Genomic DNA, 25,460 nt, shown 5'->3' with positions numbered 1-25,460 from the left:
GCCGCCGCCGGCGTCTCACGGGGCGCCGCCCAGCACCACTTCCCGACGCGCGAGGACCTCATCACCGCCGCGCTCGGGCACATGATCGAACAGCGACTCGAGGACGTCCGGACCGTGGGCCTCGACCTTCCCGAGCCCGGACCCGAGCGAACGGTCGCGGTGGTCCGGCTCATAGTCGGGCACTACACGTCCGACCTGTTCAAGGCCGCGCTCCACGTATGGACCGCGGCGGCCTCAGACCCGGCCCTCAGGGACCGCGTGCTCCCGCTCGAGAACCACATGTCCCGTGAGGTCCTGTCCATCGCCGCGGCCGCCCTGGGTCGCGATCCGGGTGACGCGCGAATCCGGCGCGCACTCCAGACCACCCTGGACCTCGCTAGGGGGCTGGGGCTCGCGGACGTCCTGTCCGACGACTCGGCGCGACGTGACAAGATCGTGAGATTCTGGGCCCATACCCTGGACACGGTCCTCGATGCGGCCGGAGCCCCGCCCGCGGGAGATGCCGCGACCGGCCCATTTTGACCGCTGCATCCCCCGGCGGTTAGGCTTCACCATCGTGCTCGCAGTGCGCGAGCTGGACGATCGTGCCCGGTAGGCCAGCGAGAGCGGCTGACATGGTCGGCCGTGCGCGGCGACAGGCGCGCGAGAGTCCGGATACGAGCAACGTCCCAGTGACCGGTGGTCGCCCCCGTGGAGGCCGCCAGCTAGAGAAAGTCGGTTCATGCCAACCATCAACCAGCTGGTCCGCAAGGGCCGCCAGGACAAGAAGTCGGCGACGTCGACGGCTGCCCTCAAGGGTTCGCCTCAGCGTCGTGGCGTGTGCACCCGTGTGTACACCACGACCCCCAAGAAGCCGAACTCCGCGCTCCGTAAGGTCGCCCGTGTGCGCCTGACCACCGGTATCGAGGTCTCCGCCTACATCCCCGGTGAGGGCCACAACCTGCAGGAGCACTCCATGGTGCTCGTGCGTGGCGGGCGTGTGAAGGACCTCCCGGGTGTGCGCTACAAGATCATCCGCGGCTCGCTCGACACCCAGGGTGTGAAGGACCGCAAGCAGGCCCGCTCCCGCTACGGCGCCAAGAAGGAGAAGTAATGCCTCGTAAGGGTCCCGCCCCCAAGCGCCAGCTGATCAACGACCCGGTCTACGGGTCGCCGCTGGTCACCCAGCTCGTGAACAAGATCCTCCTCGACGGCAAGAAGACGACCGCCGAGCGCATCGTCTACTCCGCGCTGGAGATCTGCCGCGAGAAGACCGGAACCGATCCGGTCATCACCCTCAAGAAGGCGCTCGACAACGTCAAGCCGGCTCTCGAGGTCCGCTCCCGTCGTGTCGGCGGCGCCACCTACCAGGTGCCCGTCGAGGTCCGCCCCGGTCGTTCGACGACCCTGGCGATGCGCTGGCTGGTGACGTTCTCCCGGCAGCGTCGTGAGAACACGATGGTCGAGCGTCTGGCCAACGAGATCCTGGACGCCTCCAACGGTCTGGGTGCCGCGGTCAAGCGCCGCGAGGACACCCACAAGATGGCCGAGGCAAACCGGGCGTTCGCTCACTACCGCTGGTGACGCGTCGGGACCCGGGCCGGGGCGTGGGTATCCACGTCCCCCCGGCCAGGGTCCCGTTGTCACCCGCCGGGTGGCATCATTGATCAAGGCCCGTACCTCACGCCCCGCGTGCAGGTACCGGCAGCACTACCGACCCGGTTCGGACGGTCGACAGCGACCGCACGGGCCACCGACGACTCACATTCGGGAGAATCCGTGGCACAGGACGTGCTGACCGACCTCAACAAGGTCCGCAACATCGGCATCATGGCGCACATCGACGCCGGTAAGACCACCGTCACCGAGCGCATCCTGTTCTACACGGGTGTCAACCGCAAGGCAGGCGAGACGCACGACGGTGCGTCGACCACCGACTGGATGGAGCAGGAGAAAGAGCGCGGCATCACGATCACGTCCGCCGCCGTCACCTGTTTCTGGTCCAACAACCAGATCAACATCATCGACACCCCGGGCCACGTCGACTTCACCGTCGAGGTGGAGCGGTCCCTGCGCGTCCTGGACGGCGCCGTCGCCGTCTTCGACGGCAAGGAGGGCGTCGAGCCCCAGTCCGAGCAGGTCTGGCGTCAGGCCGAGAAGTACGACGTGCCCCGCATCTGCTTCGTCAACAAGATGGACAAGATGGGCGCGGACTTCTTCTACACGGTCCAGACCATCGTCGACCGTCTCGGCGCGAAGCCGCTGGTCCTGCAGCTCCCGATCGGCGCCGAGGACGAGTTCGACGGTGTCGTCGACCTCGTCGAGATGAAGGCGCTCGTCTGGCCAGGCAAGACCGACATCGGCACCGAGGCGCAGGTGCAGGACATCCCGGCCGACCTGCAGGAGAAGGCCGAGGAGTACCGCGAGAAGCTCCTCGAGACCGTCGCCGAGAGCGACGAGGCGCTGATGGAGAAGTATTTCGGTGGCGAGGAGCTGACGAAGGACGAGATCCAGGCGGCGATCCGCAAGATGGTCGTCAACGCCGAGATCTACCCGGTGCTGTGTGGTTCGGCGTACAAGAACAAGGGCATCCAGCCGCTGCTCGACGCCGTCATCGCCTACCTCCCCAACCCGCTGGACGTCGGCGAGGTCCACGGCCACAAGGTCGGGGACGAGGAGACGGAGATCCTCCGCAAGCCGTCCAAGGACGAGCCGTTCGCGGCGCTCGCGTTCAAGATCGCCGTGCACCCGTTCTTCGGAGAGCTGACCTTCGTCCGTGTCTACTCGGGCCGCATCGACCCGAGCACCCAGGTGCAGAACGCGACCAAGGGGAAGAAGGAGCGCGTCGGCAAGCTCTTCCAGATGCACGCCAACAAGGAGATGCCCGTGGAGGAGGCCGTCGCCGGCCACATCTACGCGTTCATCGGGCTGAAGGACACCACGACGGGTGACACACTGTGTGACCTGAACAACCAGGTCATCCTCGAGTCCATGACCTTCCCGGACCCGGTCATCGACGTCTCCATCGAGCCCAAGACCAAGGCCGACCAGGAGAAGCTCGGCACGGCCATCCAGAAGCTGGCCCGTGAGGATCCGACGTTCTCCGTGCGGCTGGACGAGGAGACCGGGCAGACCGTCATCGGCGGAATGGGCGAGCTCCACCTGGACGTGCTCGTCGACCGGATGAAGCGCGAGTTCAAGGTCGAGGCCAACGTCGGCAAGCCGCAGGTCGCGTACCGCGAGACCATCAAGGGCTCGATCGACAAGTTCGACTACACCCACAAGAAGCAGACCGGTGGTTCCGGTCAGTTCGCGAAGGTGCAGATCGCGCTCGGCCCGCTGGACCAGGAGGCCGTCGAAGCCGGCGAGACCTACGAGTTCAGCGACAAGGTCACCGGTGGCCGCGTGCCCAAGGAGTACATCCCCTCCGTGGACGCCGGCATCAAGGACGCCATGCAGTACGGCATCCTCGCCGGCTACCCGATGGTCAACGTCAAGGCGACGCTCGTCGACGGCGCGTACCACGAGGTCGACTCGTCCGAGATGGCGTTCAAGGTCGCGGGCTCCATGGCCTTCAAGGAGGCCGCCCGTAAGTGCCAGCCCGTGATCCTGGAGCCGCTGATGGCCGTGGAGGTCGTCACGCCCGAGGACTACATGGGTGACGTCATCGGCGACATCAACTCCCGCCGCGGCCAGATCCAGGCGATGGAGGAGCGCTCCGGCGCCCGCGTCGTCAAGGCCCACGTGCCGCTCTCCGAGATGTTCGGCTACGTCGGCGACCTCCGGTCGAAGACGCAGGGCCGGGCCAACTACTCGATGGTCTTCTCCCACTACGCCGAGGTTCCGGCGGGCGTGGCCAAGGAGATCATCGCCAAGGCGACCGGCGAGTAACCGGTACTGGTCCCGCCCCGCCGTCAGGCGGGGTGGGGCCGATGCCGGCGGCGCACGGTCGAACCTCCGGGTGGCCGCCGGTTCGTGCTCAACACGGCACGATGAGTAAGATCAGATCCCACACAAAGCAGTGCCCACCTCCAGGTGGGGACAGACCAGTCCAGGAGGACACCAAGTGGCGAAGGCGAAGTTCGAGCGGACCAAACCGCACGTAAACATCGGCACCATCGGTCACGTCGACCACGGCAAGACCACCACCACCGCGGCCATCACCAAGGTTCTGGCGGACACCTACCCCGACCTCAACGACGCGTTCGCGTTCGACGAGATCGACAAGGCGCCGGAGGAGAAGGCTCGTGGTATCACGATCAACATCTCCCACGTCGAGTACCAGACCGAGAAGCGCCACTACGCGCACGTCGACGCCCCCGGTCACGCCGACTACATCAAGAACATGATCACCGGTGCCGCCCAGATGGACGGCGCGATCCTCGTCGTGGCGGCCACCGACGGCCCCATGCCGCAGACCCGTGAGCACGTGCTGCTCGCCCGTCAGGTCGGTGTGCCCTACATCCTCGTCGCCCTGAACAAGTGCGACATGGTCGACGACGAGGAGATCCTCGAGCTCGTCGAGATGGAGGTCCGCGAGCTGCTGGCGTCGCAGGACTTCGACGAGGACGCTCCGGTCGTCCACATCTCGGCGCTCAAGGCGCTCGAGGGTGACCCGAAGTGGGTCCAGGCCATCGTCGACCTCATGCAGGCCTGCGACGACTCCGTCCCGGATCCCGAGCGTGAGACCGACAAGCCGTTCCTCATGCCCGTCGAGGATGTCTTCACGATCACCGGTCGTGGCACCGTCGTCACCGGTCGTATCGAGCGTGGCCAGATCAACGTGAACGAGGATGTCGAGCTCATCGGCATCAAGGAGAAGGCCACCAAGACCACCATCACGGGCATCGAGATGTTCCGTAAGCTGCTCGACTACGGCGAGGCCGGCGACAACGTCGGTCTGCTCGTCCGTGGTCTCAAGCGCGAGGACGTCGAGCGTGGCCAGGTCGTCATCAAGCCGGGCGCCTACACCCCGCACACCACGTTCGAGGGCCAGGCGTACATCCTGTCCAAGGACGAGGGCGGCCGTCACACGCCGTTCTTCAACAACTACCGCCCGCAGTTCTACTTCCGTACCACGGACGTGACCGGCGTCGTGACCCTCCCCGAGGGCACCGAGATGGTCATGCCGGGCGACAACACCGAGATGAGCGTCGAGCTCATCCAGCCGGTCGCCATGGATGAGGGCCTGCGCTTCGCGATCCGCGAGGGTGGCCGCACCGTCGGCGCCGGACAGGTCACCAAGATCATCAAGTGATCCACTGACCGCTCGGTCCGGGTGAATCCCCGGGTCGATCGAGGAAGGGCGCCCCACCGTCAGGTGGGGCGCCCTTCCCGCATTTCGCGGTGGTTCACGCGTGCCCGGGGGAGTGGACGACCGGTTTATCTGAGGCGACCGAGTTTCGTGCGACGAGCGAGCTACCTGCGGCGACCGAACTACCTGCGACGACCGAGGATGGTCATCGCGATCGACAACCCCACCGCGGCGACCCCGGCGAGCGCGGCCGCGGCGACGGCGGCGACCTGTTCGGCACTCGCGCCGTGCGCGTCGTACCCGGGACCGGATACCCCGTGCCGGCGGTCGACTTCCGCGAGTGCCCGGAAGAGTTCATCGGGATCGCCGCCCGCGTCCGGATGGTGGCGCAGGACCGCCTGCCGCCTGTCCCGTTTGTAGGCGGCGGGGTCCCGCGGCTCGCGTCTGCTGTTCACGATGTGGTCTCCTCCGCGTGTGGACTCTGGTCTTCCCGACGCTACCGAAGTACCCGGTCGTCGTGCCGGGGTCCGTGACGCACCCGAGGACGCCGGGACGTCCGGGATTTTGCCCTTCCGGCCGATGTACTGCATACTGGTCAAGTTGCCCGGACAAGGCGGCGATCCCGTATGGGCCCGATGGGCCCCGGGGAGAGTCGGGTTGGTCGGGCGAGCACGACCGGGGCGGGTGAGTGATCACCCGCCGGAAAAGCGGGAGGGCGACACGCCCGACCGCGTGGACGCGTCGTGACACGTCAACAGCGGCAGCGGATCGGTCCGCCGTCATCCTCGCCTCGCGCGAGCGATGTGGCACTCCGTCCTCTGGAGGTCTCGTAGTCGTGTCATGCCCGTGGGCGCGCGGCGGGGTCCTCCACGATGGAGCACCGATGCACGGGACCGGGTGGTAGACGGTCTGACGGTGTCACACATGACAAGCGAACACACAGTGTCCCCGCGCAGCGAGGGCGCTTACGACAGCCGCCCTCACGGGCGGGAGGAGAAGAGGACGAAGTGGCGGGACAAAAGATCCGCATCCGGCTCAAGGCCTACGACCATGAAGCTATCGACGCCTCGGCCCGCAAGATCGTCGAGACGGTGACCCGTACGGGTGCTCGTGTCGTCGGTCCCGTGCCGCTGCCCACCGAGAAGAACGTCTACTGCGTCATCCGCTCGCCGCACAAGTACAAGGATTCGCGTGAGCACTTCGAGATGCGTACCCACAAGCGGTTGATCGACATTCTCGACCCCACGCCGAAGACCGTGGACGCTCTCATGCGTATCGACCTGCCTGCCAGCGTCGACGTCAACATCCAGTGACCTCCGACCGCGTAGCGGTCAGCAAGCAACGTGCAGCGGAGACAGTGAACAGATGACTAACACCGAGATCAAGGGAATCCTGGGCGCCAAGCTCGGCATGACCCAGGTCTTCGACGAGAACAACCGGGTGGTTCCGGTTACCGTCGTCAAGGCCGGGCCGTGCGTCGTGACCGGGATCCGTACCCAAGAGACCGACGGCTACGACGCCGTCCAGATCGCGTTCGGCGCGATCGACCCCCGCAAGGTCACCAAGCCGGTGGCCGGCCAGTTCGATAAGGCCGGGGTCACCCCCCGTCGTCACCTCGCCGAGATCCGACTCGACAACGCCGAGCAGGCCGCCGGGTTCGAGATCGGCCAGGAGATCGGCGCCGACGTGTTCGAGGACGGCGCGTTCGTCGACGTCACCGGCACCTCCAAGGGCAAGGGCTTCGCCGGTACCATGAAGCGCTACGGCTTCGCCGGCCAGGGTGCCTCGCACGGTACGCAGGCCGTACACCGCAAGCCGGGTTCCATCGGCGGGGCATCGACCCCGGGCCGCGTCTTCAAGGGCAAGTCGATGGCCGGCCGCATGGGCAACGATCGCGTGACCACCATGAACCTCAAGGTCCACAAGGTGGACGCCGAGGCCGGCGTCCTCCTCATCAAGGGAGCCATCCCGGGTCGTAACGGCGGCCTTGTGATGGTCCGTTCCGCAGTGAAGGGCGGTGCGCGCGCATGACCACCACGGAGAACACCGTGAACCTCAAGCTGGACGTCCGTACCCCGGCGGGCAAGACCGACGGTTCGGTCGAGCTCCCCGCCGAGATCTTCGGCGTCGAGCCCAACCTGCCCCTGATGCACCAGGTCGTGGTGGCTCAGCTCGCCGCGGCGCGTCAGGGCACGCACTCGACCAAGACCCGTGGCGAGGTCCGCGGCGGCGGCCGCAAGCCGTTCCGCCAGAAGGGCACCGGCCGCGCCCGTCAGGGTTCGACCCGCGCCCCCGCCTACACCGGCGGCGGCACCGTCCACGGCCCGAAGCCGCGTGACTACTCGCAGCGCACCCCCAAGAAGATGAAGGCCGCCGCGCTCCGCGGTGCCCTCTCCGACCGGGTCTCGGCCGATCGCCTCCACGTGGTGACCGAGTTCGTCGAGGGACAGAAGCCGTCGACGGCCGGTGTCCGCGACTTCCTGGGCACCCTGTCCGACCGCAAGAAGATCCTGATCGTCGTCGGTCGTGAGGACGTCGCCGCATGGCGTTCCGTGGCCAACCTCGATCACGTCCATCCGATCGCTCCGGATCAGCTCAACACCTACGACGTGCTCCACGCTGACGACGTCGTGTTCTCGGTCGAGGCTCTGGACGCGTTCGTCACGCAGGCGAGCCGTGCGTTCGCCGGCAAGGCAGCGAAGGAGGCCGACAAGTGAGCACCGTCGCCGATCCCCGGGACGTGATCCTCGCCCCGGTCGTCTCCGAGAAGGCCTACGGCCTGCTCGAGCAGGGCGTGTACACGTTCCAGGTCGCCCCGGGCGCCAACAAGACGCAGATCAAGATCGCCATCCAGGAGATCTTCGGCGTCACCGTTGAGTCCGTGAACACCGCCAACCGTCAGGGCAAGCGCAAGCGCACCCGCACCGGGTACGGACAGCGCAAGAGCACCAAGCGCGCCATCGTGACCCTCGCGGCCGACAGCAAGCCCATCGAGATCCCGGGTCTGACCGCCTGACGGCGGGAAGAGTTAAGGACGAGAGAACCTCATGGCTATCCGCAAGTACAAGCCCACGACCCCCGGTCGTCGCGGCTCGAGCGTCTCGGACTTCGCCGAGATCACCCGCTCGACGCCCGAGAAGTCGCTGCTGCGCCCGCTGAGCAAGACCGGCGGCCGCAACGGTCACGGCCGTATCACCAGCCGCCACAAGGGCGGTGGCCACAAGCGCCAGTACCGCGTCATCGACTTCCGTCGTAATGACAAGGACGGCGTGCTCGCCACCGTCGCGCACATCGAGTACGACCCGAACCGCACCGCCAACATCGCCCTCCTGCACTACGCGGACGGCGAGAAGCGGTACATCCTCGCCCCGCGCAACCTGAAGCAGGGCATGAAGGTCGAGTCGGGTGCAGGCGCCGACATCAAGACCGGCAACAACCTCCCGCTCCGGAACATCCCCGCAGGCACCGTGGTGCACGCGGTGGAGCTCCGTCCGGGCGGCGGCGCCAAGATGGCCCGCGCCGCCGGCGCGGGCATCCAGCTGCTCGGTAAGGAGGGGACCTACGCCTCCCTCCGCATGCCCTCCGGTGAGATCCGTCGGGTCGACGTGCGGTGCCGCGCCACGATCGGCGAGGTCGGCAACGCCGAGCAGGCCAACATCAACTGGGGTAAGGCCGGCCGCATGCGGTGGAAGGGCGTTCGCCCGACCGTCCGTGGCGTGGTCATGAACCCCGTCGACCACCCGCATGGTGGTGGCGAGGGTAAGACGTCCGGTGGACGTCACCCCGTCAGCCCGTGGGGCCAGCCCGAGGGCCGGACCCGCAAGCCCAACAAGGCGAGTGACAGCATGATCGTCCGTCGCCGTCGCACCGGTAAGAAGCGTTAAGGAGGGAAACTAGGATGCCTCGTAGTCTCAAGAAGGGTCCGTTCGTCGACGAACACCTCCTCGCGAAGGTGGACGTGCAGAACGACAAGGGCACGCATCAGGTCATCAAGACCTGGTCGCGGCGCTCGACGATCCTGCCCGATTTCATCGGCCACACGTTCGCCGTCCATGACGGCCGCAAGCATGTGCCCGTGTTCGTGTCCGACTCGATGGTGGGTCACAAGCTCGGCGAGTTCGCGCCGACGCGCACGTTCAAGGGGCACATCAAGGACGATCGGAAGAGTAAGCGTCGATGAGCACTGATACGAAGAAGACCGACGACGGCACGGCGACGGCCGAGCAGCAGCTCTCCGCGCGTGCCACCGCCAAGTTCGTCCGCGTCACGCCCATGAAGGCGCGTCGTGTGATCGACCTCATCCGCGGCAAGGACGCCGCCGACGCGCTGAACACGCTGCGGTTCGCCCCGCAGGCCGCCAGCGAGCCGGTCGCCAAGGTCCTCGCCTCCGCGATGGCCAACGCCGAGAACAACCTCGACCTGGACCCCCGGACCCTCGTGGTCACGGCGGCCTACGCCGACGAGGGGCCGACCCTCAAGCGTTTCCGCCCGCGTGCCCAGGGTCGTGCGTTCCGCGTGCGTAAGCGTACGAGCCACATCACCATCGAGGTGACCAGCGTGCCCGAGAAGACCGGCTCCGGTCGGGCACGTCGCAACCAGGGAGGTGCCCGCTAAATGGGACAGAAGATCCAGCCGCACGGCTTCCGTCTCGGCATCACCTCGGACTGGACGTCCAAGTGGTTCGCCGACAAGCAGTACGCCGACTACGTCGCCGAGGACATCAAGATCCGTCAGCTCCTGTCCAAGGGCATGGAGCGGGCCGGTATCTCCGGGGTCGACATCTCGCGGACCCGTGACCGGGTCCACGTGGACATCCACACGGCCCGCCCGGGCATCGTGATCGGCCGTCGGGGCGCCGAGGCGGACCGTCTTCGCGGGGAGCTCGAGAAGCTCACCGCCAAGCAGGTCCACCTCAACATCCTCGAGATCAAGAACACCGAGGCCGACGCCCAGCTCGTCGCCCAGGGGATCGCCGAGCAGCTCTCGAATCGTGTGGCGTTCCGTCGCGCGATGCGCAAGGGCATCCAGTCGGCCATGCGTCAGCCCCAGGTCAAGGGCATCAAGGTGGTCTGTTCGGGTCGTCTCGGCGGTGCCGAGATGTCCCGTTCGGAGCGCTACCACGAGGGGCGCGTCCCCCTGCACACCCTGCGTGCCGAGATCGACTACGGCACCTACGAGGCCAAGACGACCTTCGGTCGTATCGGTGTCAAGGTGTGGATCTACAAGGGTGACGTGGTCGGCGGCCGTCGCGAGTCCGACCAGTACGCCCAGTCCAGCAACCGTGGCGGTGCCGACCGCGGTCCCCGCCGCGAGCGTGGCGCCGGTCGTCCGCGTCGCTCCGGGGCCCAGGGCACCACTGCGACCAGCACCGAGACCGGCCGCGCCGGTTCCGGCTCGGCCGCCGAGGCTCCTGCCGAGGCACCGCAGAACCAGACCAGGGAGGCGTGACAGTGCTTATCCCCAAGCGCGTCAAGCACCGCAAGCAGCACCACCCCGGCCGTAAGGGCGGGGCAAAGGGTGGCACCAAGGTGACATTCGGTGACTACGGCATCCAGGCTCTCGAGCCGGCCTACGTCACCAACCGTCAGATCGAGTCCGCACGTATCGCCATCAACCGCCACATCAAGCGTGGTGGCAAGGTGTGGATCAACATCTATCCGGATCGTCCCCTGACCAAGAAGCCCGCCGAGGTGCGGATGGGTTCCGGTAAGGGCTCGGTCGAGTGGTGGGTGGCCAATGTCAAGCCGGGCCGCATCCTGTTCGAGATGTCGTACCCGAACGAGGAGACCGCTCGCGAGGCCCTTCGCCGCGCGCAGCACAAGCTCCCGTGCAAGACCCGCATCGTGACCCGGGAGGAGCAGTTCTGATGGCTAGTGGAACCACCGCCCCCGAGCTGCGTGAGCTCGATGCGGATGCGCTGACCGCGCGTCTGCGTGAGGCCAAGGAAGAGCTGTTCAACCTGCGCTTCCAGATGGCCACCGGTCAGCTGACCAACAACCGTCGCCTGCGTGTCGTCCGCCACGACATCGCTCGCATCTACACCGTCATTCGCGAGCGCGAGCTCGGTCTGTCGGCGGCGCCGGGTGATGCCAAGTGAGTGACAAGGAAGCAGTTGTGACTGAGTCCAACGAGAACACCGAGCGCAACAGCCGCAAGGTGCGCATCGGGTACGTCGTGTCCGACAAGATGGAGAAGACCATCATCGTCGAGCTCGAGGACCGCGTGAAGCACCCGCTGTACGGCAAGATCATGCGCCGTACCGAGCGGGTCAAGGCCCACGACGAGACCAACACCGCCGGAGTCGGCGACCGCGTGCGGATCATGGAGACCCGCCCGCTGTCCGCCTCCAAGCGGTATCGCCTCGTCGAGGTGCTCGAGCGGGCCAAGTAAGCCCCCACTCGACATACGCGAGCGGCCCGGCCCCGGGACTCCGGGGCCGGGCCGTTTCGCGTTGCGGGGGCGCACGGGACGGCCGAATGTAACGGATCACCGTGGTGTAGCGAATTTTGAGTAGTGTGTCAGCGTCCGACGCTGGCCGAGAGGACAGAATCGTCATATGGGGAACGAACCACATTTCGGCCGACGGGGGAGTGGGCGGGGCGATCGCCGTCGTGGTCTGAGTGCGCTCGCGATCGGCGCGGTCGTGATCACGACGACGGCCACGGGGCTTCCCGTCGCCGGCGCCCAGAGCACGGGCCCGGGGTCAGTCGATCCGGGATCCCTCGTTCCCAGCGTGGCGCCCGGGAGCCTGTTGGGCGCACCATCGCTCAGTATCGCCGCGTCGACCCAGCTCGGTGCCCCGATCCCGGTCACGTCCGTCCTCGGATCCGTCGGCGCCATCGGTTCCAGCGATTTCCCCCGTCCGGGAAGCTCCCAACCCCCGGCCGGGCCCCGCGCGACACGGGACGGGTCCATCGTGTCCTCCACCGTGCAGCGGATCGAGCCTCTCTTCCCGGCGTCGACGGAGGCGGTCGATCGTCGCGCCGAGGTGTGGGCCGTGACGTCTGAATCCATGCAACGGACGGTCCGCGTCGAGGTCTACCGCGCCCCGGCGGGCGTCGACGCGCCCAACGTGTACTTCCTCGACGGCGTCGGTTCCGAGGTCCCGTCCGGGTGGAGCACGGGTATGGGCTGGGGCGATCCCGCGCTGCGCGACCGCGCGGTGAACGTGATCGTTCCGACGGGCGGCCCGGCGTCGATGTGGTCCGACTGGCAGGCGGACGATCCCGTCCTGGGCCCCAACAACTGGGAGACGTTCCTCACCGAGGAGTTGCCGCCGCTGCTCGAGGCCGGTTTACCAGGGGCCGCGGGGCCGCTCGCCCACAACGGGAGCTGGGGGGTCATGGGCGTGTCGATGGGGGCGTCCGCGGCGCTTCATCTGGCCAACAGGAACGAGATGTTCGGAGGCGCCGCCGGTATCAGCGGCGCCTATTCGACCACCGACGAGCTCGGCTACCAGTACGCGCGACTCACCGTGGCCGCTCGCCACGGGGACGTCACCAACATGTGGGGGCCGCGCGGGTCCCGGGAGTGGGTGGAGCACGACACCGTGGCGGACCCCTCCGGGCTCGAGGGCAAGGCGGTCTACCTCAGCGCCGCGACCGGGCTGGTGGGCTCCAGCGAGCTCGGCCGCTTCGGCAGCAACGAACTCGTGCTCATCGACGGACATGTCCTCGAGAAGGGCTCCTACGAGAGCACCCGTGCACTCGAGGCCGCGCTCGCCTCGGTTCCCGGGGTCGACCTGAGGATGAACTACATGCCCTCCGGGATCCACAACTGGCCGGTCTTCGTCACCGAGATGCGGCCGGGGATGGATCACGTCCTCTCCGGACTGCCCGACGCCGCGCCCAACGGGCGGAGGACGACCGGGGGAGTGGCGGACTCCGGGGCTAGCGCTGCCGGCTCATCGGGATCGAGCGGTTCGACGGGTTCCCTGCGTGGATCCGGATCGGCCGGTTCGAGCGGTAGCTGACCGGGATTTGGGTCCCGGTGCATGCGCACCCTACACTGGACCAGTTGCCCGACCTGGCACGTCTCGACGTGTCGACGGGTGGCATGACCGCGTGTGTCGGGTCGGTATCCGGCACACATTGAACAGACCTGGTCAGGAGAACCATGATCCAGCAGGAGTCGCGGCTGAAGGTCGCCGACAACACGGGTGCCAAGGAGATTCTCTGCATCCGCGTTCTCGGCGGTTCCAAGCGCCGCTACGCAGGCGTGGGCGACATCATCGTCGCCACCGTCAAGGACGCCATCCCCGGTGGCAACGTCAAGAAGGGTGAGGTCGTCAAGGCCGTCATCGTGCGCACCGCCAAGGAGCGCCGTCGCCCGGACGGCTCGTACATCAAGTTCGACGAGAACGCCGCCGTCATCATCAAGAACGACAACGATCCGCGCGGAACGCGCATCTTCGGGCCCGTCGGCCGCGAACTGCGCGACAAGAAGTTCATGCGGATCGTCTCGCTGGCTCCGGAGGTGCTCTGACATGAAGGTTCACAAGGGCGACACGGTGCTGGTGATCTCCGGTAAGGACAAGGGCGCCAAGGGCAAGGTCATCCAGGCTTTCCCGGCTCAGGAGAAGGTCCTCGTCGAGGGCGTCAACCGCATCAAGAAGCACACCTCCAACTCGGCTGCCGAGCGCGGCGCCTCCTCGGGCGGCATCGTCACCCAGGAGGCCCCGATCCACGTGTCCAACGTGATGGTCGTGGACGCCGACGGCACCCCGACCCGGGTCGGAATCCGCACCGACGAGAACGGCAAGCGCGTCCGTGTCTCGCGCAAGACCGGGAAGGACCTGTGACCATGACTGAGACCGCTCTTCCCTCCGGGTACACCCCTCGCCTCAAGGACAAGTACCGCAGCGAGATCCGGCCGGCACTCAACGAGACGTTCGAGTACGCCAACGTCATGCAGATCCCGGGCGTCGCGAAGGTCGTCGTCAACATGGGTGTCGGTGACGCCGCCCGCGACGCCAAGCTCATCAACGGCGCCATCAACGACCTCACGTTGATCACCGGCCAGAAGCCGGAGGTCCGTCGGGCCCGCAAGTCCATCGCACAGTTCAAGCTGCGCGAGGGCATGCCGATCGGCGCGCGCGTCACCCTGCGCGGCGACCGCATGTGGGAGTTCCTCGATCGCCTGACGACCGTCGCGCTCCCGCGTATCCGTGACTTCCGCGGACTCTCGGGCAAGCAGTTCGACGGCCACGGCAACTACACGTTCGGCCTCAACGAGCAGACGATGTTCTACGAGATCGACGTCGACAAGGTCGACCGCCCCCGGGGCATGGACATCACGGTCGTCACGACCGCAACGAACGACGAAGAGGGCCGGGCACTGCTCAAGCAGCTCGGCTTCCCCTTCAAGGAGGACTGACCTCCTCCGCCGGCCGGACCGGCCGTCCCCGCCGGGGCACCGCATCGCGGTTCCCCGGCGGCGGGCAGACGGCCCAGTCGTCTGGTCGCGCCCCGGTGAGAAGAGCACCGGCCGCGGCGGGAACACCGGGATGCCCCGAGGGGCGCCGGATCCCATACAAGAGAACATTCGCACTCTTCGTGAAAGGCCCACGACGGACGTGGGCGGCCCACAGGTCGCCGTACGGGACGTGTTGCATGGGAACCGTTACGAGAAAGGAACATGGTCCATCCATGTCGATGACCGATCCCATCGCGGACATGCTGACGCGTGTGCGTAACGCCAATTCGGCGTACCACGACACCGTCTCGATGCCGCATTCGAAGCTCAAGGGCAACATCGCTGCCATCCTCCAGCAGGAGGGTTACATCGCGGGCTACAACGTCGAGGACGCAGAGGTGGGCAAGAAGCTCACCATCGACCTCAAGTACGGCCCCTCGCGCCAGCGCAGCATCCAGGGCATCAAGCGCATCTCGAAGCCGGGTCTGCGCGTGTACGCCAAGTCCACCGAACTGCCCAAGGTCCTCGGTGGCCTGGGCGTCGCGATCATCTCGACGTCCCAGGGTCTGCTCACGGACCGCCAGGCGAACAACAAGAAGGTGGGCGGGGAAGTCCTCGCCCACGTCTGGTAAGGGGGGCGAGAAATGTCACGTATCGGCAAGGCTCCGATCACCGTCCCGTCCGGTGTCGACATCAAGGTCGACGGCCAGACCGTCACCGTCAAGGGTCCCAAGGGCGAGCTCTCGCAGGTTCTGCCCGGGGCGATCTCGGTCTCGATCGAGGACGGCACCGTCACGGTGAACCGTCCCGACGACCACCGCGACAACCGGTCACTGCACGGCCTGTCCCGCTCGCTGGTCAACAACATGATCGTCGGCGTCACCGAGGGCTACAAGCAGGACATGGAGATCTTCGGCGTCGGTTACCGCGTCGTGGCCAAGGGCCAGGATCTCGAATTCGCACTGGGCTACTCGCATCCGGTTCCGGTCACCGCTCCCGACGGCATCACGTTCGCCGTCGACGGTGCGACCAAGTTCTCGATCTCCGGGATCGACAAGCAGCAGGTGGGCCAGATCGCCGCCAACATCAAGCGACTGCGGAAGCACGACCCGTACAAGGGCAAGGGCATCCGCTACGCCGGCGAACAGGTCCGTCGCAAGGTCGGAAAGACGGGTAAGTGATCATGAGCAGCACCAAGAAGCGTTCACCGCTGGGCACCGATGTCTCCACCGCACGTCGTGAGGGTCGCGCCCGGCGCCATTACCGACTCCGCAAGAAGGTCTCCGGTACGCCGGAGCGTCCGCGGTTGGTCGTCAACCGGTCCTCGCGTCACATCCACGCCCAGATCATCGACGATCTGGCCGGCCACACGCTGGCCGCAGCCTCCACCATCGAGGCGGATGTGCGCTCCCTCGAGGGCGACAAGAAGGCCCGCAGCGCGAAGGTCGGCCAGCTCCTGGCCGAGCGCGCCAAGGCCGCCGGCATCGACGCCGTCGTGTTCGACCGTGGTGGCAACAAGTACCACGGCCGGATCGCGTCCCTCGCCGACGCCGCCCGCGAGGGTGGGCTGGAGTTCTGATGACCAACACCACTGCACTGTTCGCTAACGGAAGGACCGTCTGATGCCGGGACGTCAGCGTCGTGACGGCGGAAGCAACGGCCCCGCCGCAGACAACAAGACCACCACCGACAACGCCCAGGGCCGCGGCGGAGACCGCGGTCGTGGCCGGGGTCGCGACGATCGTCGCGGCCGCGACGAGGAGAAGTCGCAGTACATCGAGCGCGTCGTCACCATCAACCGTGTCTCCAAGGTCGTCAAGGGTGGTCGGCGCTTCAGCTTCACCGCCCTGGTGATCCTGGGTGACGGCAACGGCATGGTCGGCGTCGGGTACGGCAAGGCCAAGGAGGTGCCGGCGGCGATCCAGAAGGGATCGGAGGAGGCACGGAAGAACTTCTTCCGCGTTCCGCTCATCGCCTCCACCATCCCCCACCCGATCCAGGGTGAGGCTGCTGCCGGCGTCGTCATGCTCCGCCCCGCCTCGCCGGGTACCGGTGTCATCGCCGGTGGCGCCGCTCGCGCGGTGCTCGAGTGTGCCGGAGTCAACGACATCCTGTGCAAGTCTCTGGGGTCGGACAACGCCATCAACGTGGTCCACGCGACCGTGGCGGCGCTCAAGGGTCTGCATCGTCCCGAGGAAGTCGCGGCTCGTCGCGGCCTGCCGATCGAGGACGTCGCGCCCGCGGGCATGCTCCGTGCGCGTGCCGGACAGGGGGCCTGATCATGGCTAGCCTCAAGATCACCCAGGTCCGCGGGACCGTGGGGACCAAGAAGAACCAGCGGGACTCCCTGCGTACGCTCGGCCTCAAGGGCATCCGGAAGACGGTCGTGCGTGAGGACAACGCGCAGACCCGGGGTCTCATCAACGTCGTGAACCACCTCGTCGTGGTCGAAGAGACGGAGTGAGAATGACTATCAAGTTGCATCACCTGCGCCCGGCTCCCGGGTCGCACGCCGAGAAGATCCGTGTGGGTCGCGGCGAGGGCGGCAAGCGCGGCAAGACCGCCGGCCGCGGTACCAAGGGCACCAAGGCGCGTAAGAACGTCCCCGCGGCGTTCGAGGGCGGCCAGATGCCGATCCACATGCGGCTCCCGAAGCTCAAGGGCTTCAAGAACCGCAACAAGGTCGTCTTCCAGGTCGTCAACGTGTCCGACATCCAGCGGCTGTTCCCGCAGGGCGGCGAGGTCGGCGTGTCCGAGCTCGTGGCCGCGGGCGCGGTCCGGAAGAACCAGCCGGTCAAGGTGCTGGGCGACGGGGACATCTCCGTGGCCGTCACCGTGACCGCCGACAAGGTCTCCGCCTCGGCCAAGAGCAAGATCGAGGCCGCCGGCGGAAGCGTGTCGGAGGCCGGGGCCTGATACCCCGCCCGGCCCGTTCACGGGTCGATGACGGGTGCAGGGGTCGGGTCCGAGAGTCTCGGATCCGGCCCCTGCGCTCGTCTTGATAGAGTTTTCCCGTTGTGCGTTTCGGGGTCGGCGCCCGCCGGAAGGTCGGCCCGACTTCCCCCGGCGCATCTGCTTTCGACGACCGGCGGCCCGACGGCCGACCACGACCAGGAGGACATGTGCTCTCCGCACTCGCGTCCGCGATCAAGGACCGGGACCTGAGGAAGAAGATCTTCTTCACCCTGGGGATCATCATCCTCTACCGGATCGGCGCGCAGATCCCGTCGCCCGGCGTCGACTACCCCAAGCTCCGGGGTCTGCTCGACACGGCGATGACCGGGGACAACGCACAGTTGTTCTCCCTGGTGAACCTCTTCTCCGGTGGCGCCCTGCTGCAGTTGTCGGTCTTCGCGATCGGCATCATGCCCTTCATCACCGCGAGCATCATCGTCCAACTGCTCACGGTGGTGATCCCGTACTTCGAGCAGTTGAAGAAGGAGGGGCAGTCCGGCCAGGCGAAGATGACGCAGTACACGCGTTATCTCACCATCGCGCTCGCCGTCCTGCAGTCCGCCGGCATCGTCGCGCTGGCCGACCGGGGGCAGCTCCTCGGCAACGGCCAGTCCGTCCTGATGGACGACAACATCCTCACGCTGCTCACCATCGTCATCGTCATGACCGCGGGCGCCGCACTCGTCATGTGGTTCGGTGAACTGATCACCGACCGTGGCGTCGGTAACGGCATGTCGCTGCTCATCTTCGCCGGTATCGCGTCCCGCATCCCGGCCGAGGGCGTGAACATCTACCAGAACTCGTCGACCATGAAGTTCGCGGCCGTCATGTTCGCGGTCGTCCTCATCGTCGTCGCCGTCGTCTTCGTCGAGCAGGGTCAGCGCCGCATCCCCGTCCAGTACGCCAAGCGCATGGTCGGCCGCCGCCAGTACGGCGGCACCTCCACCTACCTGCCGCTCAAGGTCAACCAGGCCGGCGTCATCCCGGTGATCTTCGCGTCGTCGCTGATGTACGTGCCGATCCTCATCACCCAGCTGATCCAGGGGCCCGAGCCGTCGAGCGACGGGTTCTGGCAGCGGTACGTCATGCAGTACCTGCAGAACCCCTCCAGCTGGGGCTACATCCTCCTGTACTTCGCCCTCATCATCTTCTTCGCGTACTTCTACGTGGCCATCCAGTTCGACCCGATGGAGCAGGCCGAGAACATGAAGAAGTACGGCGGGTTCATCCCGGGCATCCGCCCGGGCCGCCCGACGGCCGAATACCTGGGCTATGTCCTCAACCGGATCCTGCTGTTCGGTTCGCTGTACCTCGGTCTGATCGCGGTACTCCCCAACGTCTTCCTCGACATGGGCAGCGGGGGTGGAGATCTGCAGAACATGCCGTTCGGCGGCACCGCTGTGCTCATCATGGTCTCCGTGGGCCTCGATACCGTGAAGCAGGTCGAGGCGCAGCTGATGCAGCGCAACTACGAGGGCTTCCTCAAGTAGGCGCGGCCTCGTCCGAGCACACCAACTGTAGAAAGGCTGGTCCCCACCATGCGTCTCGTCCTCCTCGGCCCTCCCGGAGCCGGCAAGGGCACCCAGGCTGCTCTGCTCTCGGAGAAGCTCGGCGTCCCACACATCTCGACCGGTGATCTGTTCCGCGCCAACATCTCCCAGGGCACCGACCTCGGGAAGGAGGCCAAGAGCTACATCGACGCCGGCAACCTCGTCCCCGCCGAGGTGACGAACCGCATGGTCGCCGCGCGCATCGCCGAGCCCGACGCCACCGAGGGCTTCCTCCTGGACGGATACCCCCGCAGTGCAGCGCAGGCGGACGCGCTCAAGGAGATGCTCGGCGAGGCCGGCCACACCCTCGACGCGGTCCTGGAGTTCAAGGTCGACGACGACACCGTGGTCAAGCGCATGCTCGCCCGGGGGCGCGAGGACGACACCGAGGACGTCATCCGGAACCGCATGTCGGTCTACCGGTCGGAGACGGCCCCGCTGCTCGAGTACTACGCCGGTGAGGTCAAGAGCATCGACGCCGTCGGTGAGGTCGACGAGATCAACGCACGCGCGCTCGCCGCGCTGGGTCGCTGACGCCCGCCGTGTTCGGACGGTCCCGCAAGGGCGTGGTCACCGCGCGTACCCCGGGTGAGTTGGACGCCATGGAGGCGGCCGGTCGTATCGTCGGACGGGCGTTGATCGCCGCCCGTGAGGCCGCTGTCCCGGGTGCCACCACCGGTGACCTCGACGAGGTCGTCGAGCAACTGATCCGGGACGCCGGGGCCGTGCCGTCCTTCAAGGGGTACGAGGGGTTCCCGGGATCGATCTGCTCCTCGGTCAACGACGTCGTGGTGCACGGGATCCCCGGGCCCGACACCGTCCTGGGGGACGGGGACCTCGTCTCCGTCGACTGCGGCGCCATCCTCGACGGGTGGCACGGGGACTCCGCGTGGTCGTTCGGGGTGGGGACTCTCGCCCCGGAGGTCGCGACCCTCAACGACGCCACGCGGGAGGTCCTCGACGAGGGCATCCTGGCGATGCTGCCCGGGAACAAGCTCACCGACGTCTCGCACGCCCTCGAGGTGGCGACGCGGAGGGCGGAGGAGCGTCACGGCGTCAGCCTGGGCATCGTCGACGGTTTCGGGGGCCACGGGATCGGCCGCGAGATGCACGAATGGCCGTTCCTCGCCAACGAGGGCAAGCCCGGACGCGGCCCCCGGCTGCAGGAGGGTTCGGTCCTGGCGGTCGAGCCGATGCTCGTGCTGGGCGGTGAGACCGACACCCGGACCCTGTCCGATGACTGGACGGTCGTCACCGTCGACGGGTCGCCGGCGGCGCACTGGGAACACACGGTCGCCGTGACGGTGGACGGCCCCCGGATCCTCACGCCCCGCCCGCGCAGCTGAGGACGCACCGCGACCGGGGTCGCCGCTCCGGGGGATCGGAGCGGGTCGACCGCTGACGGTCGCCCACACCGGGTTACAGTGTGTGCCGGTAGTGAACATCTGCTTCGAAAGGTCCCGGCATGCTCGCTGAGCAGGAGTCCGTCGCGCGTCGATCAGTCGTGCGGGGAGCCGTCGCGCTGGTCGTGACGCTCGCTGTCGCCCTCGTCCACATCTCGGGCCCGGGCGTCGCCCCCTCCACCGCCCAGTCGGTGATGGAGGGGGCGCGGGGTCGATCGAGGCGGATCCCCAGCCGGGGCCGTTCTACCACGCGGATCCGCAACACCTCGCGGACGCCCCTCTCGGTGAGGTGATCAACTCCCGGGACGTGACCATGCCGGCGTTCCTCGGATACCGGGTCACCGAGATCGCCTACCGGTCGACCGACTCCCGCGATCGGCCGCTACTGGCCACCGCGACGGTCGTCCGGCCGCACCACGCCCGCCCCGACGGTCCGGTGTTGAGCTACCAGCACTACCTCAATGCGCTCGGACAGCGATGCGCGCCCACCGAGACCCTCGTCCACCCGACGCTGGAGACCGTGCAGGACAACGCGATGGTGTTCCTGCGGACGCGTCTGGACCAGGGATGGACGGTCATCATCCCGGACCACCTCGGTCCGAAGGTCGCCTATCCCGGCGGTCAGTTGTCGGGTCGGATCGTGTTGGACGGGATGCGTGCGGTGCGGGACGACCCCCGCTTCGATTCCAGGCACAGCCGGTTCGGCGCCCTCGGCTACTCCGGGGGCGGCATCGCGAGCGCGTGGGTGTCGCTCCTGCACGACGACTACGCCCCGGACGTGAATCTGGTCGGGGTGGCGCAGGGCGGTGTCCCGACCGACATGACCACGATGGCGCGGATGGTCGGCAACTGGCCGCACCCGGCGTTCGGCCTGGCGTTCGCCGCGGCTGTCGGCATGGCGCGGGAGTACCCGGAGGCGATCCGGCTCGAGAAGAAGCTCACGCCGGACGGGTGGGCGCTCTACAGCCAGCTGAAGGGGCGCTGCACCGCGACCCTGTTGACGGTCGGGGCGTTCCGGTCCGTCCCGATGGTCCTCCGGGGAGGCGACCTCCTGGCAGAGGAGGGGCTGATGCGGGCGTTCGCGGAGAACAGCATCCGTCAGAGCCCGGACGTGCCCCGGGTCCCGGTGTTCATGTGGCATTCCGGGACCGACCCGCTCGTGCCGTTCTGGGACGCGGAGGAGACCGCCAAGCGGTACTGCCGAGAGGGCGCGCCGCTGACGTGGGAGCCGGGACTCGCGCCGGAGCACCTCATGGGCGCGGTGGAGAAACTGCCCGCGGCGATGAACTGGCTCCAGCAGCGCTTCGACGGGGTGCCCGCGGGGCGGGCCTGCTACGTCTGACCGTCGGTCACCGGGACCGCCGAGGGGACGCCGAGCGCGCGGCGAGGGCCCTGTCGGTGCCCGATTGGCGCAGATCCATCACCTGACGTAAGCTTATACGTCGGTGTGCCCACCAGTGCACCGACAATCCGGTAGACGTCACCCGGGGAATCGTGGAGGACCGTAACCAGCATGGCAAAGAAAGACGGAGCCATCGAGGTCGAGGGCCGTGTCGTTGAGCCGTTGCCGAACGCAATGTTCCGCATCGAACTCGAGAACGGGCACAAGGTCCTCGCACACATCAGTGGGAAGATGCGGCAGCACTACATCCGCATCCTCCCCGAGGACCGCGTGGTCGTGGAGCTCTCGCCCTACGACCTGACCCGCGGCCGGATCGTCTACCGGTACAAGTAAGACGCTCAACTCCCCGCACCAGCCGCCGAGCCCCACAGGGGCCGGCGGGATCACACCCTCGGAAGCGGAGGCCGGGGCCCCGGACGGTTGCTCATCGTGAGATGACCATCCGACAACGGGGACGGTCGGGGAGCAGACCTACCGCACGACGAAAGAGAAACGCCACATGGCACGTCTAGCCGGCGTTGATCTCCCGCGCGACAAGCGCATGGAGATCGCGCTCACCTACATTTTCGGCATCGGTCGCACCCGGTCGCTGGAGATCCTGGGGCGTACGGGCATCAGCCCGGATCTGCGCACCAAGGACCTCACCGACGAGCAGTTGACCGTCCTTCGTGACGACATCGAGGGCAACTACAAGGTGGAGGGTGACCTCCGCCGCGAGGTCCAGGGCGACATCCGCCGGAAGATCGAGATCGGTAGCTACCAGGGCCTGCGCCACCGCCGTGGCCTGCCGGTCCGTGGACAGCGCACCAAGACCAACGCCCGTACCCGTAAGGGTCCGAAGAAGACCGTCGCCGGAAAGAAGAAGTAATGCCCCCCAAGTCACGCGCTGCGGGCCCCAAGAAGACGGGCCGTCGCAAGGAAAAGAAGAACGTGCCCCTGGGCCAGGCCCACATCAAGAGCACGTTCAACAACACGATCGTCTCGATCACCGACCCGTCCGGTGGCGTCCTCGCATGGGCGTCCTCCGGCCACGTCGGCTTCAAGGGCTCGCGCAAGTCGACGCCCTTCGCCGCCCAGCTCGCCGCCGAGAACGCGGCCCGCAAGGCGCAGGAGCACGGCGTCAAGAAGGTCGACGTGTTCGTCAAGGGCCCCGGCTCGGGACGTGAGACCGCGATCCGCTCGCTCCAGGCCGCCGGCCTCGAGGTGGGCACGATCTCCGATGTCACCCCCCAGCCCCACAACGGCTGTCGTCCGCCCAAGCGGCGTCGAGTCTGAGCCGGAAGGAACGCACTAAATCATGGCACGTTACACCGGCCCCGTCACCCGCAAGTCCCGCCGTCTGGGCGTGGACCTCGTGGGTGGAGACACCGCATTCGAGCGTCGGCCCTTCCCGCCCGGTCACCACGGCCGCGCGCGGATCAAGGAGTCCGAGTACCGCACCCAGCTGCAGGAGAAGCAGAAGGCCCGCTTCACCTACGGCGTGATGGAGAAGCAGTTCCGTCGTTACTACGAGGAGGCGAACCGCCGCGCCGGCAAGACCGGTGAGAACCTCCTGCAGATCCTCGAGTCGCGACTGGACAACGTCGTGTACCGCGCGGGTCTCGCGCGGACGCGTCGCCAGGCCCGTCAGCTCGTGGCCCACGGTCACTTCCTGGTCAACGACCAGAAGGTCACCATCCCGAGCTACCGGGTCTCGCAGTACGACATCGTCGACGTCCGTCCCAAGTCCACCAAGATGGACTGGTTCGAGATCGCCCAGGAGACCCTCGGCGAGCGTCCCGTCCCGGCGTGGCTGCAGGTCGTCCCGACGACCCTGCGGGTCCTCGTCCACCAGCTCCCCGAGCGCGCGCAGATCGATGTGCCGCTGCAGGAGCAGTTGATCGTTGAGCTCTACTCGAAGTGATCTGTCCCCCCTCGTCGCCGGGCGGGCCGCACACCGCGGCCCGCCCGGCGACGGTGGGTTCCCACGGCGTCAAATAGCGGGCGTCGAGAATCGAAAGAGGTAGCACATGCTCATCTCCCAGCGGCCCACCCTCACCGAGGAGGTCGTCTCCGAGAACCGCTCGCGGTTCGTGCTCGAGCCCCTCGAGCCCGGTTTCGGCTACACCATCGGCAACTCGCTGCGGCGCACGCTGCTGTCGTCCATCCCGGGCGCGGCCGTGACCAGCATCCGCATCGAGGGCGTCCTGCACGAGTTCACTACCGTGCCGGGCGTGAAGGAGGATGTCACCGACATCATCCTCAACCTCAAGGGCCTGGTCGTCTCGTCCGTCGAGGACGAGCCGGTCACCATGTACCTCAAGAAGCAGGGTCCGGGAGCCGTCACCGCCGGTGACATCGTCCCGCCCTCCGGCGTCGAGGTGCACAACCCGGACCTGCACATCGCCACCCTCAACGAGAAGGGTCGGCTGGAGATCGAGCTGGTCGTCGAGCGTGGCCGCGGCTACGTTCCCGCCGGGCTCAACAAGGACGCGGGCCACGAGATCGGCCGGATCCCGGTCGACTCGATCTACTCGCCCGTGCTCAAGGTGACCTACAAGGTCGAGGCTACCCGTGTGCACCAGCGCACCGACTTCGACCGTCTGGTCCTGGACGTCGAGACCAAGAACTCGATGACCGCCCGGGACGCCCTGGCGTCCGCCGGCAAGACCCTCGTCGAGCTCTTCGGCCTCGCCCGTGAGCTCAACGACGAGGCGGAGGGCATCGAGATCGGGCCGAGCCCGGCCGAGGCCGACCACATCGCCGCCTACGGTATGCCGATCGACGACCTGGACCTGTCGGTCCGGTCCTACAACTGCCTCAAGCGCGAGGGCGTCCACACCGTGGGCGAGCTCGTGGCCCGCAGTGAGTCGGACCTGCTCGACATCCGGAACTTCGGACAGAAGTCGATCGACGAGGTCAAGGTCAAGCTCGTGGAGCTGGGCCTGTCCCTCAAGGACGCGCCCCCCGGATTCGATCCCGCCTCGGTCGCCGGCTACGACGCCGAGACCGGCACGTGGACCGACGAGGGCGGCGAGGATTACGCCGAGACCGAGCAGCTCTGACGAGCGCCCGGAACACCATTCCTAGGAGAATCTGATGCCCAAGCCCAAGAAGGGCGCCCGCCTCGGCGGATCCGCCGCCCACCAGCGGCTCATCCTCTCGAACCTGGCCACCCAGCTGTTCGAGCACGACGCGATCCGCACCACGGAGACCAAGGCGAAGCTGCTGCGCCCCTACGCGGAGAAGCTCATCACCAAGGCGCGTCGTGGCACGCTGGCCGACCGTCGTGAGGCCGCCAAGGTCATCCGCGACAAGGACGTCCTGCACAAGCTGTTCGCCGAGATCGGCCCCCGGGTCGCGAACCGCGACGGTGGCTACACCCGGATCGTCAAGCTCGAGAACCGCAAGGGCGACAACGCGCCCATGGCGATGATCGCGCTCGTCACCGAGGAGCTCGCCTCCGCCGAGGCCTCGCGCGCCACCCGCGCCGCGGCGTCCAAGGCGGCCACCGCGCCGGCCGC

38 protein-coding genes are annotated in these 25,460 nt (G+C 67.3%); 37 read left to right on the top strand and 1 reads right to left on the bottom strand.

What is annotated here, in order from left to right:
* From G6024_RS08570 to tuf, 5 genes are all read left to right on the top strand, one after another.
* Positions 1–522 (top strand): TetR/AcrR family transcriptional regulator (locus tag G6024_RS08570; protein ID WP_159148482.1); only part of this gene is annotated, 522 nt, incomplete at its 5' end.
* Between the two features lie 199 nt (positions 523–721).
* Positions 722–1,093, top strand: a complete 372-nt coding sequence (rpsL, locus tag G6024_RS08565; RefSeq protein WP_010541164.1) for a 30S ribosomal protein S12 — start codon at positions 722–724, stop codon at positions 1,091–1,093.
* Positions 1,093–1,563, top strand: a complete 471-nt coding sequence (rpsG, locus tag G6024_RS08560) for a 30S ribosomal protein S7 (RefSeq protein ID WP_067716696.1) — start codon at positions 1,093–1,095, stop codon at positions 1,561–1,563. Before rpsL ends, rpsG begins: the two co-directional genes overlap by 1 nt.
* Positions 1,564–1,758: 195 nt before the next feature.
* Complete coding sequence (gene fusA / locus G6024_RS08555; protein ID WP_067716694.1) at positions 1,759–3,870, top strand: elongation factor G; 2,112 nt, start codon at positions 1,759–1,761, stop codon at positions 3,868–3,870.
* 175 nt (positions 3,871–4,045) lie between these two features.
* Positions 4,046–5,236 carry an elongation factor Tu gene (tuf, locus tag G6024_RS08550; RefSeq protein WP_067716691.1) on the top strand — a complete coding sequence of 397 codons (1,191 nt, stop codon included), beginning with the start codon at positions 4,046–4,048 and terminating at the stop codon, positions 5,234–5,236.
* Between the two features lie 179 nt (positions 5,237–5,415).
* Here tuf and G6024_RS08545 read toward each other — a convergent pair whose 3' ends face one another.
* Positions 5,416–5,688, bottom strand: coding sequence for a hypothetical protein (locus G6024_RS08545; protein ID WP_069388740.1), 273 nt, complete (start codon positions 5,686–5,688; stop codon positions 5,416–5,418).
* Positions 5,689–6,240: 552 nt separating this feature from the next.
* On the opposite strand from G6024_RS08545, the gene rpsJ reads away from it, so the two are divergent.
* The 32 genes from rpsJ to rplQ form a co-directional block, all read left to right on the top strand.
* Positions 6,241–6,546 (top strand): 30S ribosomal protein S10, encoded by a 306-nt coding sequence (gene rpsJ / locus G6024_RS08540; protein ID WP_003938093.1) that lies wholly within the window; start codon positions 6,241–6,243, stop codon positions 6,544–6,546.
* A gap of 52 nt (positions 6,547–6,598) precedes the next feature.
* The gene (gene rplC / locus G6024_RS08535) at positions 6,599–7,264 is read left to right on the top strand and encodes a 50S ribosomal protein L3 (RefSeq protein ID WP_067716684.1); all 666 of its coding nucleotides are present in this window, start codon (positions 6,599–6,601) and stop codon (positions 7,262–7,264) included.
* Positions 7,261–7,950: a 50S ribosomal protein L4 gene (gene rplD, locus G6024_RS08530; protein ID WP_067716681.1), complete on the top strand. Its 690-nt coding sequence runs from the start codon at positions 7,261–7,263 to the stop codon at positions 7,948–7,950. The genes rplC and rplD overlap by 4 nt, the downstream gene beginning before the upstream one ends.
* The gene (gene rplW / locus G6024_RS08525) at positions 7,947–8,249 is read left to right on the top strand and encodes a 50S ribosomal protein L23 (protein ID WP_067716678.1); all 303 of its coding nucleotides are present in this window, start codon (positions 7,947–7,949) and stop codon (positions 8,247–8,249) included. The genes rplD and rplW overlap by 4 nt, the downstream gene beginning before the upstream one ends.
* A 31-nt stretch (positions 8,250–8,280) precedes the next feature.
* Positions 8,281–9,117 (top strand): 50S ribosomal protein L2, encoded by an 837-nt coding sequence (rplB, locus tag G6024_RS08520; protein ID WP_067716676.1) that lies wholly within the window; start codon positions 8,281–8,283, stop codon positions 9,115–9,117.
* Between the two features lie 14 nt (positions 9,118–9,131).
* Positions 9,132–9,413, top strand: coding sequence for a 30S ribosomal protein S19 (gene rpsS / locus G6024_RS08515; RefSeq protein WP_007628126.1), 282 nt, complete (start codon positions 9,132–9,134; stop codon positions 9,411–9,413).
* Positions 9,410–9,847: a 50S ribosomal protein L22 gene (rplV, locus tag G6024_RS08510; protein WP_067716673.1), complete on the top strand. Its 438-nt coding sequence runs from the start codon at positions 9,410–9,412 to the stop codon at positions 9,845–9,847. The genes rpsS and rplV overlap by 4 nt, the downstream gene beginning before the upstream one ends.
* The gene (gene rpsC / locus G6024_RS08505; RefSeq protein WP_067716670.1) at positions 9,848–10,681 is read left to right on the top strand and encodes a 30S ribosomal protein S3; all 834 of its coding nucleotides are present in this window, start codon (positions 9,848–9,850) and stop codon (positions 10,679–10,681) included.
* A gap of 2 nt (positions 10,682–10,683) precedes the next feature.
* Positions 10,684–11,100, top strand: coding sequence for a 50S ribosomal protein L16 (gene rplP, locus G6024_RS08500; RefSeq protein WP_010541175.1), 417 nt, complete (start codon positions 10,684–10,686; stop codon positions 11,098–11,100).
* Positions 11,100–11,330, top strand: a complete 231-nt coding sequence (gene rpmC / locus G6024_RS08495; protein ID WP_017838199.1) for a 50S ribosomal protein L29 — start codon at positions 11,100–11,102, stop codon at positions 11,328–11,330. Before rplP ends, rpmC begins: the two co-directional genes overlap by 1 nt.
* Positions 11,327–11,623, top strand: coding sequence for a 30S ribosomal protein S17 (rpsQ, locus tag G6024_RS08490; protein ID WP_172812145.1), 297 nt, complete (start codon positions 11,327–11,329; stop codon positions 11,621–11,623). The genes rpmC and rpsQ overlap by 4 nt, the downstream gene beginning before the upstream one ends.
* A gap of 526 nt (positions 11,624–12,149) precedes the next feature.
* Positions 12,150–13,205 (top strand): alpha/beta hydrolase, encoded by a 1,056-nt coding sequence (locus G6024_RS08485; RefSeq protein ID WP_253702065.1) that lies wholly within the window; start codon positions 12,150–12,152, stop codon positions 13,203–13,205.
* A gap of 143 nt (positions 13,206–13,348) precedes the next feature.
* The gene (gene rplN, locus G6024_RS08480) at positions 13,349–13,717 is read left to right on the top strand and encodes a 50S ribosomal protein L14 (protein ID WP_007628112.1); all 369 of its coding nucleotides are present in this window, start codon (positions 13,349–13,351) and stop codon (positions 13,715–13,717) included.
* Between the two features lies 1 nt (position 13,718).
* Positions 13,719–14,033: a 50S ribosomal protein L24 gene (rplX, locus tag G6024_RS08475; protein WP_007628110.1), complete on the top strand. Its 315-nt coding sequence runs from the start codon at positions 13,719–13,721 to the stop codon at positions 14,031–14,033.
* A 2-nt stretch (positions 14,034–14,035) separates the two neighbouring features.
* Positions 14,036–14,608, top strand: coding sequence for a 50S ribosomal protein L5 (gene rplE, locus G6024_RS08470; protein ID WP_067716660.1), 573 nt, complete (start codon positions 14,036–14,038; stop codon positions 14,606–14,608).
* 272 nt (positions 14,609–14,880) lie between these two features.
* A complete protein-coding gene (gene rpsH / locus G6024_RS08465) occupies positions 14,881–15,279 on the top strand; it encodes a 30S ribosomal protein S8 (RefSeq protein ID WP_067716657.1) in 399 nt (132 codons plus the stop codon).
* Between the two features lie 12 nt (positions 15,280–15,291).
* Positions 15,292–15,828, top strand: coding sequence for a 50S ribosomal protein L6 (rplF, locus tag G6024_RS08460; RefSeq protein ID WP_159148481.1), 537 nt, complete (start codon positions 15,292–15,294; stop codon positions 15,826–15,828).
* A gap of 2 nt (positions 15,829–15,830) precedes the next feature.
* Positions 15,831–16,226 carry a 50S ribosomal protein L18 gene (gene rplR / locus G6024_RS08455; protein ID WP_067716997.1) on the top strand — a complete coding sequence of 132 codons (396 nt, stop codon included), beginning with the start codon at positions 15,831–15,833 and terminating at the stop codon, positions 16,224–16,226.
* Between the two features lie 43 nt (positions 16,227–16,269).
* Complete coding sequence (rpsE, locus tag G6024_RS08450) at positions 16,270–16,926, top strand: 30S ribosomal protein S5 (RefSeq protein WP_067716652.1); 657 nt, start codon at positions 16,270–16,272, stop codon at positions 16,924–16,926.
* A 2-nt stretch (positions 16,927–16,928) separates the two neighbouring features.
* Positions 16,929–17,111 carry a 50S ribosomal protein L30 gene (gene rpmD, locus G6024_RS08445; RefSeq protein WP_067716649.1) on the top strand — a complete coding sequence of 61 codons (183 nt, stop codon included), beginning with the start codon at positions 16,929–16,931 and terminating at the stop codon, positions 17,109–17,111.
* Positions 17,112–17,113: 2 nt separating this feature from the next.
* Positions 17,114–17,563, top strand: a complete 450-nt coding sequence (rplO, locus tag G6024_RS08440; RefSeq protein ID WP_067716646.1) for a 50S ribosomal protein L15 — start codon at positions 17,114–17,116, stop codon at positions 17,561–17,563.
* A gap of 206 nt (positions 17,564–17,769) precedes the next feature.
* Positions 17,770–19,092 carry a preprotein translocase subunit SecY gene (secY, locus tag G6024_RS08435; protein ID WP_067716644.1) on the top strand — a complete coding sequence of 441 codons (1,323 nt, stop codon included), beginning with the start codon at positions 17,770–17,772 and terminating at the stop codon, positions 19,090–19,092.
* A gap of 48 nt (positions 19,093–19,140) precedes the next feature.
* Entirely contained in the window at positions 19,141–19,686 is a 546-nt protein-coding gene (locus G6024_RS08430; protein ID WP_069388736.1) for an adenylate kinase, read from the top strand.
* Between the two features lie 8 nt (positions 19,687–19,694).
* On the top strand, positions 19,695–20,498 hold the full coding sequence (gene map / locus G6024_RS08425; RefSeq protein WP_069388735.1) for a type I methionyl aminopeptidase: 804 nt from the start codon (positions 19,695–19,697) through the stop codon (positions 20,496–20,498).
* A 119-nt stretch (positions 20,499–20,617) separates the two neighbouring features.
* The gene (locus G6024_RS16660; RefSeq protein ID WP_069388734.1) at positions 20,618–20,848 is read left to right on the top strand and encodes a hypothetical protein; all 231 of its coding nucleotides are present in this window, start codon (positions 20,618–20,620) and stop codon (positions 20,846–20,848) included.
* Positions 20,845–21,897, top strand: a complete 1,053-nt coding sequence (locus G6024_RS16655; protein WP_069388733.1) for a lipase family protein — start codon at positions 20,845–20,847, stop codon at positions 21,895–21,897. Before G6024_RS16660 ends, G6024_RS16655 begins: the two co-directional genes overlap by 4 nt.
* 171 nt (positions 21,898–22,068) lie before the next feature.
* Positions 22,069–22,290: a translation initiation factor IF-1 gene (gene infA / locus G6024_RS08415; RefSeq protein WP_005140011.1), complete on the top strand. Its 222-nt coding sequence runs from the start codon at positions 22,069–22,071 to the stop codon at positions 22,288–22,290.
* 166 nt (positions 22,291–22,456) lie between these two features.
* Complete coding sequence (gene rpsM, locus G6024_RS08410; protein ID WP_067716635.1) at positions 22,457–22,825, top strand: 30S ribosomal protein S13; 369 nt, start codon at positions 22,457–22,459, stop codon at positions 22,823–22,825.
* The gene (gene rpsK / locus G6024_RS08405) at positions 22,825–23,232 is read left to right on the top strand and encodes a 30S ribosomal protein S11 (RefSeq protein WP_067716633.1); all 408 of its coding nucleotides are present in this window, start codon (positions 22,825–22,827) and stop codon (positions 23,230–23,232) included. The genes rpsM and rpsK overlap by 1 nt, the downstream gene beginning before the upstream one ends.
* Before the next feature lie 22 nt (positions 23,233–23,254).
* Positions 23,255–23,860, top strand: a complete 606-nt coding sequence (gene rpsD, locus G6024_RS08400) for a 30S ribosomal protein S4 (protein ID WP_067716630.1) — start codon at positions 23,255–23,257, stop codon at positions 23,858–23,860.
* Between the two features lie 106 nt (positions 23,861–23,966).
* A complete protein-coding gene (locus G6024_RS08395) occupies positions 23,967–25,001 on the top strand; it encodes a DNA-directed RNA polymerase subunit alpha (RefSeq protein WP_067716627.1) in 1,035 nt (344 codons plus the stop codon).
* A 34-nt stretch (positions 25,002–25,035) separates the two neighbouring features.
* Positions 25,036–25,460: 50S ribosomal protein L17 (gene rplQ / locus G6024_RS08390; protein WP_159148480.1), on the top strand; the 425-nt coding region annotated here is incomplete at its 3' end.

The organism is Dietzia maris (genome assembly GCF_014144855.1).
GTDB lineage: Bacteria > Actinomycetota > Actinomycetes > Mycobacteriales > Mycobacteriaceae > Dietzia > Dietzia kunjamensis.
This window is presented reverse-complemented; position numbering and strand designations above follow the sequence as displayed.

What these genes read in the sequence shown, in the direction of transcription:
- rpsH (WP_067716657.1), top strand. Translation starts at nt 14,881, where the DNA reads ATGTCGATGACCGATCCCATCGCGGACATGCTGACGCGTGTGCGTAAC.
- rpsK (WP_067716633.1), top strand. Translation starts at nt 22,825, where the DNA reads ATGCCCCCCAAGTCACGCGCTGCGGGCCCCAAGAAGACGGGCCGTCGC.
- rplN (WP_007628112.1), top strand. Translation starts at nt 13,349, where the DNA reads ATGATCCAGCAGGAGTCGCGGCTGAAGGTCGCCGACAACACGGGTGCC.
- rpsG (WP_067716696.1), top strand. Translation starts at nt 1,093, where the DNA reads ATGCCTCGTAAGGGTCCCGCCCCCAAGCGCCAGCTGATCAACGACCCG.
- G6024_RS08395 (WP_067716627.1), top strand. Translation starts at nt 23,967, where the DNA reads ATGCTCATCTCCCAGCGGCCCACCCTCACCGAGGAGGTCGTCTCCGAG.
- rpmD (WP_067716649.1), top strand. Translation starts at nt 16,929, where the DNA reads ATGGCTAGCCTCAAGATCACCCAGGTCCGCGGGACCGTGGGGACCAAG.
- rplC (WP_067716684.1), top strand. Translation starts at nt 6,599, where the DNA reads ATGACTAACACCGAGATCAAGGGAATCCTGGGCGCCAAGCTCGGCATG.
- rplR (WP_067716997.1), top strand. Translation starts at nt 15,831, where the DNA reads ATGAGCAGCACCAAGAAGCGTTCACCGCTGGGCACCGATGTCTCCACC.
- rpmC (WP_017838199.1), top strand. Translation starts at nt 11,100, where the DNA reads ATGGCTAGTGGAACCACCGCCCCCGAGCTGCGTGAGCTCGATGCGGAT.
- rpsL (WP_010541164.1), top strand. Translation starts at nt 722, where the DNA reads ATGCCAACCATCAACCAGCTGGTCCGCAAGGGCCGCCAGGACAAGAAG.
- G6024_RS16660 (WP_069388734.1), top strand. Translation starts at nt 20,618, where the DNA reads ATGCTCGCTGAGCAGGAGTCCGTCGCGCGTCGATCAGTCGTGCGGGGA.
- rplO (WP_067716646.1), top strand. Translation starts at nt 17,114, where the DNA reads ATGACTATCAAGTTGCATCACCTGCGCCCGGCTCCCGGGTCGCACGCC.
- rpsD (WP_067716630.1), top strand. Translation starts at nt 23,255, where the DNA reads ATGGCACGTTACACCGGCCCCGTCACCCGCAAGTCCCGCCGTCTGGGC.
- rpsC (WP_067716670.1), top strand. Translation starts at nt 9,848, where the DNA reads ATGGGACAGAAGATCCAGCCGCACGGCTTCCGTCTCGGCATCACCTCG.
- rpsM (WP_067716635.1), top strand. Translation starts at nt 22,457, where the DNA reads ATGGCACGTCTAGCCGGCGTTGATCTCCCGCGCGACAAGCGCATGGAG.
- infA (WP_005140011.1), top strand. Translation starts at nt 22,069, where the DNA reads ATGGCAAAGAAAGACGGAGCCATCGAGGTCGAGGGCCGTGTCGTTGAG.
- rplV (WP_067716673.1), top strand. Translation starts at nt 9,410, where the DNA reads ATGAGCACTGATACGAAGAAGACCGACGACGGCACGGCGACGGCCGAG.
- rplD (WP_067716681.1), top strand. Translation starts at nt 7,261, where the DNA reads ATGACCACCACGGAGAACACCGTGAACCTCAAGCTGGACGTCCGTACC.
- rplX (WP_007628110.1), top strand. Translation starts at nt 13,719, where the DNA reads ATGAAGGTTCACAAGGGCGACACGGTGCTGGTGATCTCCGGTAAGGAC.
- rplF (WP_159148481.1), top strand. Translation starts at nt 15,292, where the DNA reads ATGTCACGTATCGGCAAGGCTCCGATCACCGTCCCGTCCGGTGTCGAC.
- rplE (WP_067716660.1), top strand. Translation starts at nt 14,036, where the DNA reads ATGACTGAGACCGCTCTTCCCTCCGGGTACACCCCTCGCCTCAAGGAC.
- rpsE (WP_067716652.1), top strand. Translation starts at nt 16,270, where the DNA reads ATGCCGGGACGTCAGCGTCGTGACGGCGGAAGCAACGGCCCCGCCGCA.
- rplB (WP_067716676.1), top strand. Translation starts at nt 8,281, where the DNA reads ATGGCTATCCGCAAGTACAAGCCCACGACCCCCGGTCGTCGCGGCTCG.
- G6024_RS08430 (WP_069388736.1), top strand. Translation starts at nt 19,141, where the DNA reads ATGCGTCTCGTCCTCCTCGGCCCTCCCGGAGCCGGCAAGGGCACCCAG.
- rpsS (WP_007628126.1), top strand. Translation starts at nt 9,132, where the DNA reads ATGCCTCGTAGTCTCAAGAAGGGTCCGTTCGTCGACGAACACCTCCTC.